17 protein-coding genes are annotated in these 20,045 nt (G+C 33.2%); all 17 read left to right on the plus strand.

Annotated elements, in window-relative coordinates; all coding sequences use genetic code 11:
- Nucleotides 1-61: 61 nt before the first annotated feature.
- The 17 genes from N4A68_01330 (at nt 62) to N4A68_01410 (ending at nt 20,042) form a co-directional block, all read left to right on the plus strand.
- Entirely contained in the window at nt 62-634 is a 573-nt protein-coding gene (locus N4A68_01330) for a helix-turn-helix domain-containing protein (GenBank protein MCT4562960.1), read from the plus strand.
- A gap of 233 nt (nt 635-867) precedes the next feature.
- Complete coding sequence (locus N4A68_01335) at nt 868-2,658, plus strand: ABC transporter substrate-binding protein (protein ID MCT4562961.1); 1,791 nt, start codon at nt 868-870, stop codon at nt 2,656-2,658.
- 106 nt (nt 2,659-2,764) lie between these two features.
- Nucleotides 2,765-3,733 carry an ABC transporter permease gene (locus N4A68_01340; protein ID MCT4562962.1) on the plus strand — a complete coding sequence of 323 codons (969 nt, stop codon included), beginning with the start codon at nt 2,765-2,767 and terminating at the stop codon, nt 3,731-3,733.
- A gap of 12 nt (nt 3,734-3,745) precedes the next feature.
- The gene (locus N4A68_01345) at nt 3,746-4,669 is read left to right on the plus strand and encodes an ABC transporter permease (GenBank protein ID MCT4562963.1); all 924 of its coding nucleotides are present in this window, start codon (nt 3,746-3,748) and stop codon (nt 4,667-4,669) included.
- Between the two features lie 5 nt (nt 4,670-4,674).
- Nucleotides 4,675-5,658, plus strand: a complete 984-nt coding sequence (locus tag N4A68_01350) for an ABC transporter ATP-binding protein (protein MCT4562964.1) — start codon at nt 4,675-4,677, stop codon at nt 5,656-5,658.
- The gene (locus N4A68_01355) at nt 5,658-6,629 is read left to right on the plus strand and encodes a dipeptide ABC transporter ATP-binding protein (GenBank protein ID MCT4562965.1); all 972 of its coding nucleotides are present in this window, start codon (nt 5,658-5,660) and stop codon (nt 6,627-6,629) included. Before N4A68_01350 ends, N4A68_01355 begins: the two co-directional genes overlap by 1 nt.
- Nucleotides 6,604-6,822 (plus strand): hypothetical protein, encoded by a 219-nt coding sequence (locus tag N4A68_01360; GenBank protein MCT4562966.1) that lies wholly within the window; start codon nt 6,604-6,606, stop codon nt 6,820-6,822. Before N4A68_01355 ends, N4A68_01360 begins: the two co-directional genes overlap by 26 nt.
- A gap of 161 nt (nt 6,823-6,983) precedes the next feature.
- On the plus strand, nt 6,984-7,823 hold the full coding sequence (locus tag N4A68_01365) for a deoxyribonuclease IV (GenBank protein ID MCT4562967.1): 840 nt from the start codon (nt 6,984-6,986) through the stop codon (nt 7,821-7,823).
- A gap of 288 nt (nt 7,824-8,111) precedes the next feature.
- Nucleotides 8,112-8,849 carry a ZIP family metal transporter gene (locus tag N4A68_01370; GenBank protein MCT4562968.1) on the plus strand — a complete coding sequence of 246 codons (738 nt, stop codon included), beginning with the start codon at nt 8,112-8,114 and terminating at the stop codon, nt 8,847-8,849.
- Nucleotides 8,850-8,886: 37 nt separating this feature from the next.
- Nucleotides 8,887-10,011, plus strand: coding sequence for a tRNA epoxyqueuosine(34) reductase QueG (queG, locus tag N4A68_01375; protein ID MCT4562969.1), 1,125 nt, complete (start codon nt 8,887-8,889; stop codon nt 10,009-10,011).
- Between the two features lie 200 nt (nt 10,012-10,211).
- Nucleotides 10,212-12,563 (plus strand): AAA family ATPase, encoded by a 2,352-nt coding sequence (locus tag N4A68_01380; GenBank protein ID MCT4562970.1) that lies wholly within the window; start codon nt 10,212-10,214, stop codon nt 12,561-12,563.
- Nucleotides 12,564-12,959: 396 nt separating this feature from the next.
- Nucleotides 12,960-13,925 carry an L-threonine 3-dehydrogenase gene (locus tag N4A68_01385; protein ID MCT4562971.1) on the plus strand — a complete coding sequence of 322 codons (966 nt, stop codon included), beginning with the start codon at nt 12,960-12,962 and terminating at the stop codon, nt 13,923-13,925.
- Nucleotides 13,926-13,987: 62 nt separating this feature from the next.
- Complete coding sequence (locus N4A68_01390; GenBank protein ID MCT4562972.1) at nt 13,988-15,178, plus strand: glycine C-acetyltransferase; 1,191 nt, start codon at nt 13,988-13,990, stop codon at nt 15,176-15,178.
- A gap of 189 nt (nt 15,179-15,367) precedes the next feature.
- On the plus strand, nt 15,368-15,649 hold the full coding sequence (locus tag N4A68_01395) for a DUF503 domain-containing protein (GenBank protein MCT4562973.1): 282 nt from the start codon (nt 15,368-15,370) through the stop codon (nt 15,647-15,649).
- A gap of 54 nt (nt 15,650-15,703) precedes the next feature.
- A complete protein-coding gene (gene nth / locus N4A68_01400; protein MCT4562974.1) occupies nt 15,704-16,363 on the plus strand; it encodes an endonuclease III in 660 nt (219 codons plus the stop codon).
- Between the two features lie 163 nt (nt 16,364-16,526).
- Nucleotides 16,527-18,515: a rod shape-determining protein gene (locus tag N4A68_01405; protein MCT4562975.1), complete on the plus strand. Its 1,989-nt coding sequence runs from the start codon at nt 16,527-16,529 to the stop codon at nt 18,513-18,515.
- Between the two features lie 51 nt (nt 18,516-18,566).
- Nucleotides 18,567-20,042 (plus strand): VanW family protein, encoded by a 1,476-nt coding sequence (locus N4A68_01410; protein ID MCT4562976.1) that lies wholly within the window; start codon nt 18,567-18,569, stop codon nt 20,040-20,042.
- Nucleotides 20,043-20,045 lie beyond the last annotated feature (3 nt).

Consider the following 20,045-nt stretch of genomic DNA (forward strand, 5'->3'; position numbering starts at 1 on the left):
TGTTAAACACTTTCTTTAAGTATTTACAATTAGGTTATCTATTAAAAAAAGGAGTTTGATTATGAAAGATATTTTGGTATTAAGAGAATTAGAACAGATAAAAGCAATTGCCCATCCCTATAGACTAGAGATAATTGAATCATTTGAGGAATCTGCTGCAACGGCGAAGCAGATTGCTGATAAGATGAATGAGCCCCATGCTAAAGTCAATTACCATATAAAGACTTTACTTAAAGTTGGTATATTGGATTTGGTTGAAGAAAAAGTTAAGCTTGGTATAGTAGAAAAATATTATATGCCTGCTGCAAAAAATCTTGTTATTGATAGAAATATTTTAAATACAAGCGAAAAAAGTGTACTTGAATCACTAGCCCAGGCATCAATATCCCTATTTGAAAGTATTTCCAAGGATTTCTATAAAGCCGTTGAGTATACAAATGAAAAAGAGCATCCCAAAAAGTTTCTATATTATTATGATTACTATTTAACTTTAGATGAGATAAACGACTTGCAAAAAAATCTAGAGTCTGTACTTATGGAATTTTTAAAAGGGAAAAAGGATAAAAATAGACCAGATACAAAAAGATATGCTATATCCTCATTAATGATTCCTAAGGTAAAAGATAAAAAGTAATTCATTTCATTTCAAAACACTTCATTTTTTTCTGCATTTATATTTACATGGATACGTATGCCTTTACATATAAAAAAAATTACACATATAATTTTTTTATTCTAATATTGTCAGATATTATCAGAACATCATGAATGGAGTTGCAATATGGGGAAGGGGGGAGATATAGACAATAAGTAGCAGTACATAATCTAAAGTTTTTGATTATTATTTAAAATTGAGGGGGATTAAAAGTGTTTAAAAAATCATTAGTGCTTTTACTTGTATTTTGTTTAATGTTCACATTAGCTTTATCAGGATGTTCCAAAAAGGTTGATGATGCTGGGGCGAATTCTAAAGAGCCCGAGGTTGCAAATCAAATAAGCGAAGCCGGACAACAGGATACTCAAAATGTACAAAAGCAGGAGAGCGATAGTACAGTTCCTAATCCTGCTAAAACAAGGGATTCAAGTGATGTGCTTGTAGTAGGTAACAATGATGGATTCAATGGTCAATTTATCGATGCCTATTATACATCAAATGCCGATAAAAATATTTCAGAATTATGTTTTAGCCCATTGTTAAGATACAATAACAAGGGTGAAATCGAAAATGTTGTTGCAAAAAGCTATGAGGTTTCAGAGGACAAAAAGACATTTACATTTCATTTAAGAGATGATATACAGTTCTCTGATGGAACTCCACTTACAGCTAAGGATGTTGCATTTTCCTTTAATTTATTAGGGGATCCAAGCTATGATGGTCGTCATGTTACTACAGTACAAGATATGGTTGGATTTGATGAGTACAATAAGGACGAAGAAGGTAAAATCAAATCTATTGAAGGTATAAAGGTTATAGACGAACATACGATTTCTTTTACATTTAAAGAAGCATTGAGAATAAATATTGAAAACTTTATAGGTTATGGTATCATGGCTGAGCATTTTTATGGATTTGAAAAGGGAAATACAGAAGATCTAAAGGCTAAGCAGCATGAAATACTTGGTAGTGGCCCATATAAATTAGTTAAGTATGAACCGGGACAATTTGTTGAAGTAGAGATAAATGAAAACTATTTTGGGGAAAAGAAACCTCAAATACAAAGAATCGTAGTAAAACAAACTGAAGATGCTACTGAAACTGAAGAATTGATAGCAGGTCAAATTGATATAGTAGATGGAGAAATTGATCCAGATAGACTAGAAATGGCTAAAGAATCTGGATTCGTGGATTTTTATCAATATCCAAGATCTGGATACGGATATTTTAGATTCAACTGTAAGGAAGCACCTACAGATGATAAAAATGTTCGTAAGGCTTTAGTATATGGTTTCGATCGTAAGTCATTTGTTGATGCCTTCTTCAAGGGATTAGCAAAACTACAAGATGTTCCTATAAACCAAGTAGCTTGGGGATATACTAAGGAGCTTCAAGAAAAGCTTACAAGTTATGACTACAATCCAGAAGAGGCTGCTAAGCTTCTTGACGAAGCAGGCTGGAAAATGGGTGATGATGGATATAGATATAAGGATGGTAAAAAGCTTACTATTGATATGTCAGCACCATCTAAATCAGAGATGTGGGAAATGGTTGTTGGTTTAATGGCTGAAAACTACAAGCAAATTGGTGTTGAGCTTAAGCCGGGTATGATGGACTTTAACTCACTAATGGATAAGGTATATAATGAAAAAGAAGGCTTTAATATGTATAGTATGGCGACTTCATTTACTACGGTTGACCCAGCAAAGGATCTATATAGTGCTTGGCATTCTCAGTTTGACATAGTTGGAGGAGAGAATACGGCGAGATTCCATAATGAAAAGAACGATAAGCTTTTAGAGGAACTTAGAAAAGAATTTGATAAAGAAAAGGCTAAAAAGCTGTATGAAGAATGGGCAATGAATATAAATGATGAAATTCCAATATTGATTTTATATGCTAACCTTTATACAGATATGCTAAATAATAGAGTTAAGGGTTATAATCCTTCATCAATATATAGCTGGTCAGATGATATAATTAATTTGTCTCTAGAAAAGTAAAAAAGCTGTATTTATAATGATATTTGATGCCCGGTTTATTACCGGGCATTATTTAATATGACGAAAAATGTTAAATTTTCTTAACTGAATTAAAGGAGGAGATGTATTGCTAAAGTATATTTTGAGAAGGCTGCTTCAGATGATTCCGGTAATACTTGTTATTTCAATACTTTTATTTTGTTTAGTGCAAGCTATGCCTGGAGATCCAATACAAGCCTATCTAGGAGCAAATAGCAATGTGAAGCCCGAAATAAAAGAAAGAATAAAGGCAAAGCTAGGACTTGATAAACCTAAACCTGTGCAGTATGTGATCTGGTTAAAACGTATGGTGACCGGTGATTTTGGAGAATCCATTCAATATAAAAGACCCGTAAGTAAAGTTGTCAGTCAGTTTATATGGAATACATTTTTGCTTAATATAGTTGTTTTTATCTTAGCATTTATTATCTCTATACCTATAGGAATAATATGTGCTGTTAAACAATATTCTAGAACCGATAATTTTTGGACTGTATTTTCACTGATAGGTGTTTCCATGCCATCCTTTTTCTTTGGTCTACTATTAATATTTGCTTTTGCTGTTAATTTAAAGATATTTCCTATAAGTGGTATGATTACGCCGGGAAGTAATTATACTGGTCTAAAATATGCTTTAGATGTGGGCAAGCATATGGTTTTACCTGTAATTGTTCTTACTATAGGTAGTATGGCGAGCCTAGTAAGATACGTTCGTAATAGTATGCTTGAGGTTGTAAAGCAGGATTATATAAGAACAGCACGCTCTAAGGGTTTAAGAGAAAAAGTTGTTATATATAGACATGCGTTTCGTAATGCTTTAATTCCTATAGTTACTTTAATAGGTATATGGATACCGACCTTGTTCACGGGTTCAGTTATCACGGAGAAGATATTCGTTTGGCCTGGAATTGGTAAAATATTGTATGAGGGAGTCATTATGAGAGATTATAATGTAGTAATGACCCTAAATATGTTCTTTGCTATACTAATGCTTATGGGAAATCTACTACAGGATATTGGATATGCCCTAGTTGACCCGAGAGTTAAGGTAGAATAGGAGGCTGAGCTTATGAAGTCAGAAGCGATTAAGAAAACCGATGTCCAAAACAAAAACGAAGAGCAGGAAGTTATTGGACTTTGGAAGATGGTATGGGATAATTTTAAAAAGAATAAACTAGCTGTATTTGGTTTGGTAGTAATTTCTATTTTAATACTATTAGTTATTTTAGCTCCAGTCATTACTCCCTATGAAAGGGATGCTGTAAATTTAATTAATGCTAAAAAACCCCCAAGTGCAGAGCATTGGCTAGGAACAGATGAACTAGGTAGAGACTATTTCACTCGTATATTATATGGTGGACAAATTTCCCTTAAGGTTGGTTTGTTTTCCGTTGTAGTTTCATTAGTTTTAGGAATATTTTTTGGTGGAGTTTCAGGGTTTTATGGTGGTAAGATAGATAATATTTTAATGCGTATAGCAGAAATAATCTATTCTTTTCCATTTTTACCCCTGGCCATAACCCTATCGGCGGTTTTAGGAACCCGGGTTTCATCGCAAAATAAAATGTATATGGTTATGATTATCATAGGGGTACTGAGATTCCCAGGTCTTGCTAGGATGATAAGAGGACAGATACTCACTTTAAGAGAACAAGAGTTTATGCAGGCTGCAACGGCTCTAGGATTATCGGATTCCCGTAAAATATTTAGACACTTAATACCAAATACCTTTGCTTATATAATCGTAAATGCAACTCTAGGTGTTGCTGGAGCGATAATGTCTGAATCAGCACTATCCTTCTTAGGTCTTGGAGTAGTTCCTCCTATACCAACATGGGGACAGATGGTTACATATGCTACAAGATCATACGTTTTGAAGAATATGCCTTGGCTTTGGATACCACCAGGATTCTGTATACTTATTTCCGTTATGAGTATCAATTTGATGGGTGACGGCTTAAGGGATGCAGTTGATCCAAAATCAAATCGTTAGGAGGAATGAAAGTGTCAGAATACCTATTGGATGTACAGAATGTAAAAACCCACTTTTTTACTGACAAAGGCGTTGTAAAGGCAGTGGATGGTGTAAATTTTAGGATTAAAAAGGGTCAAACCCTAGGAATCGTTGGAGAATCAGGTAGTGGGAAAAGCGTTACTTCTATGTCGGTTATGCAATTGGTTGAAGAACCTGGTAAGACTGTGGAAGGAACGATAAAGTTTAGAGGTGAGAATTTACTGGAAAAATCTATTCCACAGATACAAGCCATTCGTGGAAATGAAATTTCTATGATATTTCAGGAGCCTATGACCTCATTAAATCCTGTTTTTAAGATAGGAGAACAGATAATGGAGGTTCTGATGCTTCATCAAGATATGAGCAAGGAAGAAGCAAAAAATAAGGCTGTTGAGATGCTGAAACTCGTTGGTATACCTAGATCTGAGAGGGTAGTGGATGATTATCCTCACCAACTTAGTGGGGGTATGCGTCAGAGAGTTATGATAGCTATGGCATTGGCATGTGAGCCGAGCTTACTTATTGCTGATGAACCTACAACTGCTTTGGATGTTACAATACAAGCACAAATTTTGCAGCTTATGAATGACCTCAAACATAAGCTTGGAACTGCTATAATGCTCATAACCCATGACCTTGGAGTTGTTGCTCAAATGGCAGATCACGTAATAGTAATGTATTGTGGAAAAGTAGTTGAGGATGCTCCAGTCGAAGAACTGTTTGAAAATCCAAATCATCCTTACACAAAGGGATTAATGAAATCAATACCAAGTCTTGATGATGATAAAAGAAGACTTGACAGTATAGAAGGAATGGTACCACATCCACTTCATTTACCTGAAGGATGCTATTTTGAGCCAAGATGTCCCTATGCGACAGAAAAATGTAAAACTCAGAAACCAGAATTAAAAGAAATAGCACCGGGACACAAGGTCAGCTGTTTTATAGCAACTGAGGAGGTGAAATAATGGGGCAGGCATTATTGGAAGTAAAAAATTTAAAAAAATATTTTCCTGTAACCGGTGGTTTTTTCAAAAAGACTGTAGGCTATATTAAGGCTACCGATGATGTTTCATTTACAATAAAAGAAGGTGAAACTCTAGGTTTGGTTGGTGAATCTGGTTGTGGAAAGTCTACTACTGGTAGAGCTGTATTAAGACTGCACGAGCCCACTTCTGGAGAAATATATTATAAAGGAAAAGATGTAATAAATGCTTCAAAAAGTGAAATGCAAGAATTGAGAAGGCAAATGCAGATAGTTTTTCAAGACCCCTATAGTTCATTAAACCCAAGAATGACAGTTGGACAAATAATCAGTGAACCTATAGTGCAGCATGGATTTATGAAAAAGGGGAAGGAACTAGAAAATAGGGTATGTCAGCTTTTAGAAAAATGCGGATTGGCAAGCTACCATATTAATCGCTATCCCCATCAGTTTTCTGGGGGACAAAGACAAAGGATTGGAATAGCTAGAGCATTGACTCTAAATCCATCATTTATTGTTGCCGATGAACCGGTATCTGCATTAGATGTTTCTATCCAATCCCAGGTGCTAAATCTAATGATGGATTTGCAGGAAGAGCTTGGACTTTCATACCTGTTTATTTCCCATGACCTTAGCGTTGTTAGACATATTAGCAATAGAGTTGGAGTTATGTATCTAGGGTCATTAGTTGAACTTTCAAGTAAGAAAGGATTATTTGAGCATCCAAAACATCCTTATACACAGGCATTACTATCGGCTATTCCCGTTGCAAATCCTAAAGCTAAGAAAAAACAAATAATATTAAAGGGTGATATTCCAAGTAATGTAAATCCTCCATCGGGTTGTAAATTCCATACTCGTTGTCCCTATGCCCAGAAAATATGTAAAGAGCAAGTGCCGGAATTCAGAGAGCTAGGAGATGACCATTTTGTGGCGTGTCACCTCGCGAGATAAAAAACATAAGGAATGGGTTGAAGGACGTAAAAAGCAATTAGAAGAGGAATATGGAGAAAAACCTTTGGATGTCGGATGGAAGGATATACTTGCCATGATAATTGCCGCTTTTCAGGTGTTAGCCCCGGTGTTCCTGCTTGTGGCACTTCTTATAGCATTTGTCTTTGTGGGTTTTAATTTTCTAATAAAATAGAAGGTGAAAAATAATGCTGATGATATTTTGTAATATACCATCAGCATTTTACATTTAAAATAATTTCTATTATTAGGATAATAAGGATTTAGCTAATATTATGTTTATTTAGATATTAATTGGGTACCTTTATAATGTGAGAAGATTTATAAGGAGATGAAATAATGTATATAGGATCTCATTTATCAGTATCCAAGGGATTTTTAACTGCAACGAAACAAGCAATTGATATTGGTGCAAATACATTCCAATTTTTCACTAGAAATCCAAGGGGGGCTAAGGCAAGAAAATTAGATTTAGAAGATATAAATAATGCTGATGAATTATGTGGTCAGCACGGTTTTGGACCTCTTTTAGCCCATGCGCCCTATACATATAACTTTGCTTCAAATAAGGATAAAACTTGGGAATTAGCTAAAACATTACTCAGAGATGACTTGCAAAGACTTTCTCACTTTAAAAGCTGTAATTATTTAGTTATGCATCCTGGAAACCATCTCAATCAGGGATTAGAATACGGAATTAAAAGGATTTCCGAAGGTATAAATGAGGTTCTACAAGGCAATGAAAATACCATGATCCTATTGGAGACCATGTCGGGGAAAGGTACAGAAGTTGGATATAGATTTGAGCAATTAAAAGAAATAATAGATGCAATCAAATATAATGAAAGGATTGGAGTTTGCTTTGATACATGTCATACTTATTCGGCTGGCTATGATATTATAGATGACCTAGATATGGTTATTGAGGAGTTTGATAGAATACTTGGACTAGAAAAGTTAAAAGCAATACATCTTAATGATAGCTTGCATGAATTGGGGAGCTATAAAGATAGACATGCTCGTATAGGCGAAGGAACACTTGGATTAAATGGTATCCTAAATTTTATAAATCATCCAAAACTCATGGGAATTCCAATATTCTTAGAGACACCTAATGATATGGAAGGATATATAAGGGAAATAAAACTACTTAAATATGGTTATAATAACAAGTAAGCCGATATAATATTATTATCGGTTTTTTTATGTCATAAAGCTTTCTATTTTTTATGGAAAAAGACTCAAAGGTTTTATTTTTATATGAATTTCATATTATAGATATTCCAGTTAAACAGTTAATTTATACACATCAAAAATCAAAACTGCTTGAAATTTTTCAAACATTCCATGAATAATATGGGATAAATAAATATTTCTATTCCTCACCATAATATTATTAAACCAAATTAATACTCAAAGCAATAGTTTGCTTTAAAAGAAAAAATAACTGGGGGAGTGGGATGTTTGGAGGCATTGATTTCTGCCATATTAGCAGGTCTTTCCACAGGCATAGGAACCTTGCCATTATTGTTTGTTAAAAGAATTTCAAAATCTGTGGAGGACTCTTTATTGGGTTTTGCCGCGGGGATTATGATCTTTGCTAGTTCTTTTAGCCTTATTAGGCCGGCATTAATGGAGAAAAATATTATTCAAGTTATATTGGGTTTATTGTTAGGAGCATGTATAATGGCAGTGGTGGAAGTTACAGTCCCCCATATTCATCTAGATAGATTTAAGGCCATAGATTTTAAAGATAAGGCCATGAAGAAAACTATTTTAGTTCTTATGGCTATTATTATCCATAGTATTCCTGAAGGACTTGCCATTGGGATAGGCTATTCTTCAGGAGATGCTTCTATAGGTTTAGTAATGACCATTTCTATAGCCGTACAGAATTTACCGGAAGGATTAGTTGTTTCTGCACCTCTTATAGATAAAGGATATTCCAAACTAAAGGCGATTGCCTTTGGATTCTTAGCTGGAATTGGGCAACCCTGTGGAGCCGTTTTAGGCATACTGATGGGGGAGATACTTGCTCAGTATAAGGCATTTATATTCAGTTTAGCAGCAGGTGCAATGTACTATGTAGTATCCCATGAACTCATTCCTGAAAGCCATTGTGGCGGTAATCAAATGAAAGCAACCTTTGGAGTTATATTTGGATTTGCTACTATGTTGATAATAGATTATATGGTAAAATAGGTTGGGCATATTAAGAAAATAAACAAGTAGGGATTCTATGATAAATAAAGAAGAAATAGTTGGATACGCTAAATCAATAGGTATAGACCTAATTGGATTTACAAAGTCACAGACTTTTAATGACTTAAAGGATATACTGAAGACAAGAGAAGAAAATGACTACCTATCGGGATTTGAGGAGAAAAATATTGATAAAAGAATTAATCCCCATCTAACCTTGAAAAATGCTAAAACCATTATTGTTGTAGCAATGTCCTATTATATCAATGAAAGTGATATAAAAAGTCCTTCACATTCAAAGCTTGTTGGTAATATAACTAGAAGCTCCTGGGGAAAGGATTATCATATTGTATTAAAAGAGAAAATGAAAAGGCTTACAGAATATATTGAAAAAAAATATAATGATTTTGAGTATAAATATTTTACTGATACAGGGCCGCTGGTTGATAGGCATTTGGCATATAAAGCAGGGATAGGATGGTATGGAAAGAATAATTGTATTATTTCTAAAGACTATGGTTCATGGATTTTTATAGGTTATATATTATGTAATTTACAAATAGAGCCCGATGATAATTTGAAAGCTAGATGTGGAAATTGTAATAAATGTATTGATGCATGTCCCACCGGTGCATTGATGGAAAACAATATTTATAATTCAAAGCTATGTATATCATATCTTACTCAAACTAAGGATGATATTCCCTATGACTTGAGGGAGAAAATGGGAAATAGCTTGTATGGTTGTGATATTTGCCAACTGGTTTGTCCCCATAATTCAGATTGTATGGAGGGTAGCCCTGAGTTTATACCAGAAAGCCATAACTATAAGCCCTATTTATTGGAATTATTAAGGCTTTCCAATAGACAGTTCAAGGAAAGGTTTGGGAACTCTGCATTGGGTTGGAGAGGAAATAATACCCTAAAAAGAAATGCCTTGATTTCTTTAGGTAATTCTGGAGATAAAGAAGTCATAAAATATATAACAGAGTATCTAAATAGCCCCTCAATAGTTCTAAGAAAATATACTGCCTGGGCAATTATTAGACTGGATAAAGATAGGGGCAAAAAAATCTTGGATGAGCATTTAAAGCGGGAAAATGAAGGTGAAGTGATTGAAGAAATTAATAAGTTGTATATGTATTATAGATATTCCAGTTAAACAGTTAATTTATGCATATCAAAACTCCCTAGGAACGTCGGATATTTTGATATGTATAAATTAAGTTTAACTTTTGGAAATCTATATTACTGTTAGATGATAAATCTAGCAGTTTTTTTATTATATAAATTAAAATTTTATGAAGCAAAGTATGCATTATTGAATATTATAGAATATAGCTTCCAAAAAGGGGGGATTTTATGAGGGAAAGAAATAAACTTAATTATTATAAACTAAAAAAGACATACAATCCAAGACATTTCAAATTTAAAACAACTATGGATTTAGAGACCTTCGATGATATTATTGGACAAGAAAGGGCCGCTGAGGCATTAGAGTTTGGTTTAACTGTAAAGAATTCAAAGTATAATATATATATATCTGGTATAAAGGGGACGGGAAAAACTACCTACTGCATATCTAAGGTAAAAGAAAAAGCAAAGCAGCAAGGAGAAAGGCATGATTGGTGCTATGTAAACAATTTTAAAGAGCCCCATAGACCAAAGTGTATTGAATTTCCTGCTGGGATGGGTAAAGTGTTTAGAGAAGATATGGAATTTTTTATTAGGGATTTAGTAGCAGAAATTCCAAAGGCATTTATTAGTGAAGAATATCAAAAAAGAAAAAATGATATATTAAAAAAATATCAAGATGAAAAAAGTGAATTGCTAGATTCCTTGATCCTATATAGCAAGGAACTAGGGTTTGAGATAAAAAATGTATCCACTGGATTAGTATTTGAGCCCATTAAGGATGGAGAGAAAATCAGCGATGAAGAATTTGACAATTTAGATGAAATAGAAAAGAATGCATTTGAGAAAAATGCGGAAACCATACAGTTGAAAGCCTTGGAAGTATTAAGAAAAGTAAAAATGCTAGAAAAAGAAGCTAAAAAAAATCTTAATGACTTTCAAAAGATGACTGCCCATTTTATAGTAAATCCAAGCATCGAAGCCTTTGTTGATAAATATAAGGATTTTGATAAGGTTGTTCAGTATATAAAGGAAGTTGAAGAAGATGTAATAGAAAACGTATCAGATTTTCAGCTTATAGCCGATGAGGATATTCCAATTAATAGTGATATTAAGGAATTTGCACCTAGATATTATGTGAATTTAATTGTAGATAATAGCGAGACTCAAGGGGCTCCAGTAGTTATTGAGACAAATCCCACCTTCAGCAATCTCATAGGAGTAATAGAATACGAAAGTGAGAATAGTTCCTTAAGAACAGACTTTACACTGATTAAAGCAGGAGATATTCACAGGGCAAATGGGGGATATCTTATAATTGATGCATTAGAGCTTCTCAGAAATTCCCATTCATGGCTTGCCATAAAACGAGCATTATATAACAAAGAAATCAAAATTGAAAGCTTAAGGCATCAGCTAGGGATTACAGATATAACGACCCTTGATCCAGAGCCAATGCCAATAGATATAAAGATAATATTGATAGGAAATCCCTATATCTATAATTTACTTTATCAATATGACGAAGACTTTCATAAACTATTTAAGATCAAGGTGGATTTTGATTTTGTAATGGAAAATACCCTTGAGAATCAGTATAAGATAGCTGGTTTTATAAATTCATTTTCAGAAAAAGAAAATTTGAAGCATTTAACTAAAGAAGGTGTTTTTAAGGTTTTAGAATATAGTAATAAAATTGCTGGAAGCCAGAATAAATTGACCACAAGCTTTAATAAGCTAACAGAAATCTTGATAGAGGCCGATGCTTGGGCAGGCCTTGAAGGAAATATATATATTACAGATAGACATATAAAAAAGGCTATAATAGAAAAAAGAAAGAGAAGAAACAAGGTAGAGGATAGAATGGATGAATTATATCAAGATGGCAAAATTATCATAGATGTTAGAGGAAATCAAGTTGGAAAAATAAATGGACTTTCAGTATTAAACACAGGCGATTATACTTTTGGAAGACCAATGGTTATAACTGTATCAACCTATGCAGGCACTAAGGGTATTATCAATATTGAAAGAGAAGTTGAACTTAGTGGTAACATACATGATAAGGGAGTCATGATATTAGAAGGTTATATAAATGAAAAATTCTGTAAAAATAGACCATTAAATATAACATCAAAAATTTGCTTTGAACAATCATACAATGGGGTAGATGGTGATAGTGCTTCCAGTACTGAGCTTTATGGGATTTTATCAAGTATCGGAAATATACCTATAAAGCAATATATCGCTGTAACCGGTTCGGTTAATCAAAAGGGCGAAATTCAGCCCGTAGGTGGAATAACGGAAAAGGTTGAAGGCTTTTATAATATATGCAAAGGATTTGGATTGACAGGCAAACAAGGAGTTATTATACCCTCTAAAAATGCGGAAGATCTGGTATTAGATGATGAAGTTGTTGAGGCGGTGAGAAACGGACAGTTTCATATTTATGCTGTATCTACTATAGAAGAGGGAATGGAGATATTAACAGACAAAGGCTTTGAAGCGATATCTAATATAGTTCAGACTAATTTAGAATCCTATAATCAAGTATTAAGTAAAAATGAAAATTTAAACTAAAACTTTTATATTAAATTCCCATATGGCAGATTAGCTTTTTATCTGTCATATATTTTTGGATTAAAATATGTAGTTTTTTTGTTTTTGTCTTGATTATTTATTTTTTTGTAGTATACTGAAATTAAAATATGTACGCAATTTAGACACAAATAGAGCAGAAAACGTTTTAAATGTACACCACAAGAAAACAGTTAACTTTGATAGATGGTCAAAATTATGCAATGTGTATATTTGAGAGTAGGAACAAAAGCAATAATAAAACCTTTTTATTGCTAATTTTAGAAAATCTTTAATCTTCTATTGCAGCAAGAATGTAGAAATGATTGTGAAATAAAGTGATATTAAGGGTCTAAAGTTACGATAATGGCTGAAAATAATATAAAATGAGGTGAGGCAATGAAAAGAATTTTAGTTACAGGGGCATTAGGACAAATTGGTTCAGAGTTGGTTTTGAAGCTTAGAGGCATTTATGGAGAAAATAACGTTGTTGCTAGTAGTAATAGTATAGAACAAGAAGGTAGTAAGGAGCTAATACAATCTGGACCATTTGAGATAGTCGATGTTTTAAACCCACAACAAATGGCAGATGCAACTGAAAAACATAATATAGATACTATTATACACTTAGCATCCATACTTTCGGCAGTAGGGGAAGCAAAGCCTCATTTGCTTTGGAATGTAAATATGAATGGATTATACAATGCTTTAGAAGTTGCGAGGGAGAAAAATTGCGGAATATTTGTCCCAAGCTCCATAGCTGCCTTTGGGCCAAATACGCCAAAGGATATGACTCCTCAGGATACTATCCAAAGACCTACAACTATATATGGGGTTTCTAAGGTTTCTGGAGAATTACTATGCGATTATTATTTTGAGAGATTTGGTGTGGATACTAGGGGAGTTAGATTCCCTGGACTCATTTCCTACGAAGCTTTACCAGGCGGGGGAACAACGGATTATGCTGTACATATTTACTATGAAGCGTTAAAAACAAAGGAATTCACTTGTAATATAAAAGAAGGTACTAAGATGGATATGATGTATATGCCCGATGCACTAGATTCTATAGTTAATTTAATGGAAGCCGATGGATCTAAACTAAATCATAGGAATGCATTTAATATAGGTGCTATGAGTTTTGGACCTGAAGAAATTTATGGAGAAATTAAAAAGAATATTCCAGAGTTTAAGATGATATATGATGTTGACCCTGTGAAGCAGAAAATAGCTGAATCATGGCCGGATTCATTAGATGATAGTGATGCACGAAATGAATGGGGATGGAATCCAAGATACAATCTTGAGACAATGACAAAGGATATGCTAGAAAAATTGAAGAAAAAGCTTGATATAGGGCTTTAGTTTTGTGAAAAATAAAAGGGTAGTGCATAGGATTTTATGCTTATAAAAGAGGAGGGTTTTAGATGTCAAATGTTCATGAATTAAAGTTTTTGAAGGAAAAGATTCAAGACCTAAAGGAACAAGGGGTTTATAGAAAATTACCTGTTCTAGAGGGTGCAAATGAAGCAGAAATCATTTTAAATGGGAAAAAAGTTATAAACTTATCTTCAAACAATTACCTTGGTTTTGCTAATCATCCAAGACTAAAGAAAGCATCAATAAATGCAGTAGAAAAGTATGGCGTAGGGGCTGGTGCAGTTAGAACTATAGTTGGAAATATGGATATTCATGAAGAACTAGAAAGAGTTTTAGCTGAGTTCAAAAGAGAAGAAGCTGTTATGGCATTCCAATCTGGATTTAATTGTAATGCAGGGGCTATTCAAGCTATAACTGAAAAAGGAGATTTAATCGTATCCGATGAATTAAATCATGCAAGTATCATAGATGGCTCTAGACTTTCAAAGGCGGATAAAACGATTTATAAGCATAATGATATGAATAGCCTAGAGAAAGTACTAAAGGATAATAGAGATAAATACAAAAATATACTTATAATAACCGATGGAGTTTTCAGTATGGATGGGGATGTAGCAAATCTACCTGAGATTGTTAACCTTGCAGAAAAGTATGAGGCAATGACCTATGTAGATGATGCCCATGGGTCAGGGGTTTTAGGTGAAAATGGTCGTGGAACAGTAGACCACTTTGGATTACATGGTAGAGTTGATTTTAGCATAGGTACTTTATCAAAGGCCATAGGTGTAATCGGTGGTTATGTGGCTGGTAGCAGTACTATGCAAGAATGGTTAAGCCATAGGGGCAGACCTTTATTGTTCAGTACATCATTGCCACCTGCTGCTGTAGGTGCAATAATTGAAGCGGTTAAAATGCTTATGGAATCAAGTGAATATACCGATAGACTTTGGTCGAATGCTAGATTTTTCAAAGAAAAATTAGGAATATTGGGCTTTAATACTGGAAATAGTCAGACCCCTATAACACCAGTTATAATTGGTGATGAGGCAAGGACAATGGAGTTTTCTAGAAAGTTGTTTGATAATGGAGTTTTCGTATCCGGTATAGTATTCCCAACTGTACCTAAGGGAACTGGTAGAGTTAGATGTATGGTAACGGCAGGCCATACTGAGGAGCAACTTGACAGAGCAGTAAAAGTGTTTGAAAAAGTTGGTAAGGAAATGAATATACTTAAATAAACGATATAATACTTTATAACCCATGAAGGCACTTTGTTGAATGCAAAGTGCCTTCATGGGTTAATTTTATTTTCTTCGTTCTAATCCAGATTTAAAAATAAACTAACCAACATGTGGCATTGAAGCGGATTTTTTTTTATTATATAATTATATGAAAAGTTAACAATATAATAATGAAAGAGGATTAAAATGATTATTGGGAGCTGTGAAGTTGAATTAATGATTTTTGAAGTCAATTCATTAAAAGAGAAAAGACATGTAATCAAAAGTATAATAAATAGAATACAAGCTAGGTTCAATGTATCAGTAGCAGAAGTAGACTTGAACGACATATGGAGAAGAGGAGTAATTGGGTTTGCTTGTGTTACTACCTCAACAAAGCATGCTAATCAAATAATTAATAATGTAGTGAAATTTATTGAAAATGACGGAAGGGTTGAAATTGTCAATTGCCAATTTGAAATAATATAAACTATGGGGAGTTCTGGGTTTTGACTAGAATCTCTATGTAGAAAGGATTTTTATATGGGAAAAAACGAGAAAATTCTCACTGAAAAAGAAATAAAAGAAGCATTAAGAATTTTAGAAGAATTGCATCCAGAGGCTGAATGTGAGCTTGTACATCAATCCCCCTTTGAACTGCTAATATCCACTATATTAGCAGCTCAATGTACAGATAAACGGGTTAATCAAGTTACGATGGAGGTTTACAAAGAGTATAATACACCAGAAAAATTTTTGGAGCTAAGTGAAGAAGAGTTAGGTACATTGATTAAGAGCTGTGGATTTTATAGGATGAAGTCAAAAAATATTTTGAATACATGCAGAATTTTAGTAGAAAAATATGATTCTATGGTCCCAGATACCATACAGGCCCTAATGGAATTGCCTGGAGTAGGAAGAAAAACAGCTAATGTTGTTGTTAGTAATGCCTTTGGTAAGGATGCCATTGCAGTTGATACCCATGTTTTTAGAGTAACCAACAGAATTGGTATAGCCAATAGCAAGGATGTTTTGGGTACAGAATATCAATTAATGGAAAATATACCTAAGAATCTATGGACCCAGGCACATCACTGGTTCATATTTCATGGCAGGAGAATATGTAAAGCAAGAAAACCCAAATGTGAAATATGTCCTTTGACAAACCTATGTTTATACTATAAAGAAGTTACTGAAGATTAGAAAAGGAGATATGCACAAATTAATGGAAACTATGTTAATGGAAGGTTTATTTTTATATATACTATCGCAATATTTTGTCGTATAATTGTATATAGAGCAGATTGGATTATCTGAGCTAAATAAAAGTGATTATAAAACATAATGTCGAAGGGGGGGAATTATAATGGGAGACGTTATTTTTTCTCTTGATATAGGAACAAGAAATGTAGTTGGAATACTTGCAAAAATGGAAGGCGATATTTATAAAATAATAGACTATGAGATAATGGAGCATCCTGATAGGGCTATGTATGATGGTCAGATACATGATATTGAGAAAGTTATAAAAGTTGCTAGAGCTGTAAAGGAGAAGCTTGAGGAGAGAAGTGGTGATAGTCTCAAATACGTATCTATTGCGGCAGCAGGTAGGGCATTAAAAACACAGAAGGCCTTTGTAGAAAATATAGTGGATTCTACTTTGACTATAGAAAATTCTATGATTAATAGCCTGGAACTACTCGGAATACAGACGGCTCAAAAAGACTTAGAAAGTACATGTAATGACATGGAATCTAAGTATTATTGTGTTGGGTATACAGTTGTTAATTACTATTTAGATGATAATATTATAGGCAATCTTAAAGGACATAAGGGCAAAAAAATTGGTGCGGAAGTATTGGCTACCTTTTTGCCCCATGTTGTAGTAGATAGCCTATATGCTGTTGTCCATAACCTTGGGTTAGAGGTTATTAATTTAACCCTTGAGCCAATAGCTGCAATAAATATTGCTATCCCACCTAAATTTAGGCTGTTAAATCTAGCCCTTGTAGATATTGGAGCTGGAACTTCGGATATTGCCATAACTAGAAATGGAACAATATCTTCCTATGCGATGGTTTCTTATGCTGGTGATGAAATAACAGAAGCACTTTCACAAGCCTTTTTACTGGACTTTGTTACAGCTGAAAAGCTTAAAATAGATTTGGTTAATAAAGAAAGTCATAGGTTTAGTGATATTGTTGGTATTGAATATGATTTATCAACGGATGAAATTGTCTTAAAGGTTGAGGAAAAAATTAAAGAGCTTAGCGAAAAAATATCAGAAAAAATAGTGGAGTACAATGGCAAGTCACCAAGTGCAGTTTTTTGTATTGGAGGAGGTAGTCAAATACCTCAACTAAGGGATTATATATCTGAAAATCTAAAGCTTCCCAAGGAACGTGTGGTTATAAGAGGAACTGAAACTCTAGAGAATGTTGAGTTTCTATGCGAGAAACTAAAGGGGCCAGAATATATAACTCCACTAGGAATAGGATATTCGACCTTTAAGGATAAGGAACAAAATTTCTTAAAGGTCACTGTAAATGATAAGCCTGTAAGACTGTTTAATTCAAAGGAACTGGCTGTTTCTGATGCGTTAATATTGGTTGGATTTAGTGCAAGGAAGCTGATCGCCAAAAGGGGTAAATCAATTTCCATTATAATAAATGGACAAGAAAAAGTATTTCATGGTACCTATGGAGAATCGGCTAGGATTTATGTTAATGGTCAAATCACTAGTCTAGATAAAAAGTTAAAGCATAATGACAGTATTCTCATTGAAGAAGCTACCCAGGGTAAAGAGCCTACAATAAAGCTTAAGGATATTGTTGATTTTAATGAAAAGATCATGTTGAATGGAGATGTGATAAATCTAATAAAGTCTGTACATATAAATGGTAAACATAGGGATGAAAATTATATACTAAAAAATAATGAAAATGTGATTGTTACAAGAATTGAAAATATTAAGGAACTTTTTCAGCTTACTAATTTGGATATGGATGCAAAGGAGATCATTGCAAATGATATTTTAGTAGATGCAAATTATATATTGAAAGATGGCGATGTTATAAAGGCTAGTGGATATATCCCTGATCCAATTTCCCATACAAAGGTAAGCAATGAGAATATAATAGAAAAAGATACCAATTACATCGAAATAAATGTAAACGGAAAAATAATTAAATTGAATAATGGAGCTAAAAAATCAATTTTTGTAGAAATATTTAATCATATAGATTTTGACATTAAGAATCCCAAGGGAATATTGGAATTAAGATTAAATGGGAATAGGGCAAATTATACGGATGTTCTTAATCATGGTGATAATATAGAAATATTTTGGAAATAAATAATCTTATTTATGTAGTTTAAAACAGACTTTATTATGGTGGAGGCATTTATGACAAGTAATAAGAATGAGGCTAAAGGTAAAAACGAAGTGAAGAATAAAAAGAAAAGAAAAACATGGACTATTAGTATAGTTATTGCTGCGTTTCTTTTTTTTAGTTGTATATCCGCTGTGATTTCATTCACATTAATTTATAAGGATTCTATTCATAATGGAATTTCTATAGAAAATGTTGATGTTGGTGGACTTACGGTAGTTGATGCTAATAATAAAATTGAAGAAAGTTTAAAATATGTTTTAGATAATGATAAATTAATATTGAGGTACGAAGATAAAACATGGAAATTTAGTCCTCAAGATATAGGATTAAAATACGACTTTTTAAAGGCCGTAAATGATGCCTATCTCATAGGAAGACGAGGAACTTTTTTCGATAGAATACATACTATGATTGATCTTTTAAATGAGCCCTATGATATGTCATTAAAGTCTTCCCTAGATATGGAGAAAATGAATAATATATTGAGTATTATTGAAAAGGATATAAATAATCCTGGATTAAATGCTTCTATAAAAAGAGAGAATGATGTATTTATCATTAAAGATGAGTCTATGGGTTTTAGACTAAATAAAGAAAAAACCCTTGAAGAAATTTCTAAAATTTTATTAGATAGTAATTTTTATGATATTAATGAGGTTGATTTGATTGTGGAAACCATAACACCAAAATACACATCAGAGATGCTTAGCAAAGTACAGGATTTATTGGGTTCGTATACTACAAAATTCAATACGAGGAAGGTAGGTAGAAGCTATAATGTTGGGTTGGCTTCTAAATCTGTGGATGGAACTGTACTTTTGCCGGGAGAGATTTTCTCCTTTAATGATATAGTTGGGCCTAGAACTATAAAAAATGGATACAAGATTGCTCCAGTAATATTTAAAGGTGAATTGGTTGATGGTGTTGGTGGAGGAATTTGTCAGGTCTCAAGTACTCTGTATAACAGTGTACTATATAGCAGCTTGGGTATTGTAGAAAGAGCTAATCATACAATTCCTTCTACATATGTTCCTATAGGTTTAGATGCTACAGTTTCCTACGGAGTATTGGATTTTAAGTTTCAAAATACATTATCTTCACCTATATATGTAGAATCTCTTATTAAGGGTAATAAGATTACTGTTAATATATATGGTGAGAGAAATTTTGATAAAGAAATAAAATTAAAGAGTGTCATAGATAAAGTTATAAAAAAAGATACGGAGATAATTTTTGATCCTAATATGTTTGAAGGAGATGAAATGATAGAAGAAAAGGGACGAAATGGGTTTAGGGTATCTTCATATATGCTTGTTTATCAAGGTGGAAAATTTGTAGAGAAAAAATTAGTGGCTAATGATTATTATAGGCCAAGAAAGCAAATTATAAAAAAAGGATCTAAAAAGCCTGTTAATCAAAATGAGGAAATTAATAATAATGATATTAATAATAATGATGGACAAAATGGTACAGAGATAAATAATTGACAG

It is taken from the genome of Maledivibacter sp., from assembly GCA_025210375.1.
Lineage (GTDB): Bacteria > Bacillota > Clostridia > Peptostreptococcales > Caminicellaceae > JAOASB01.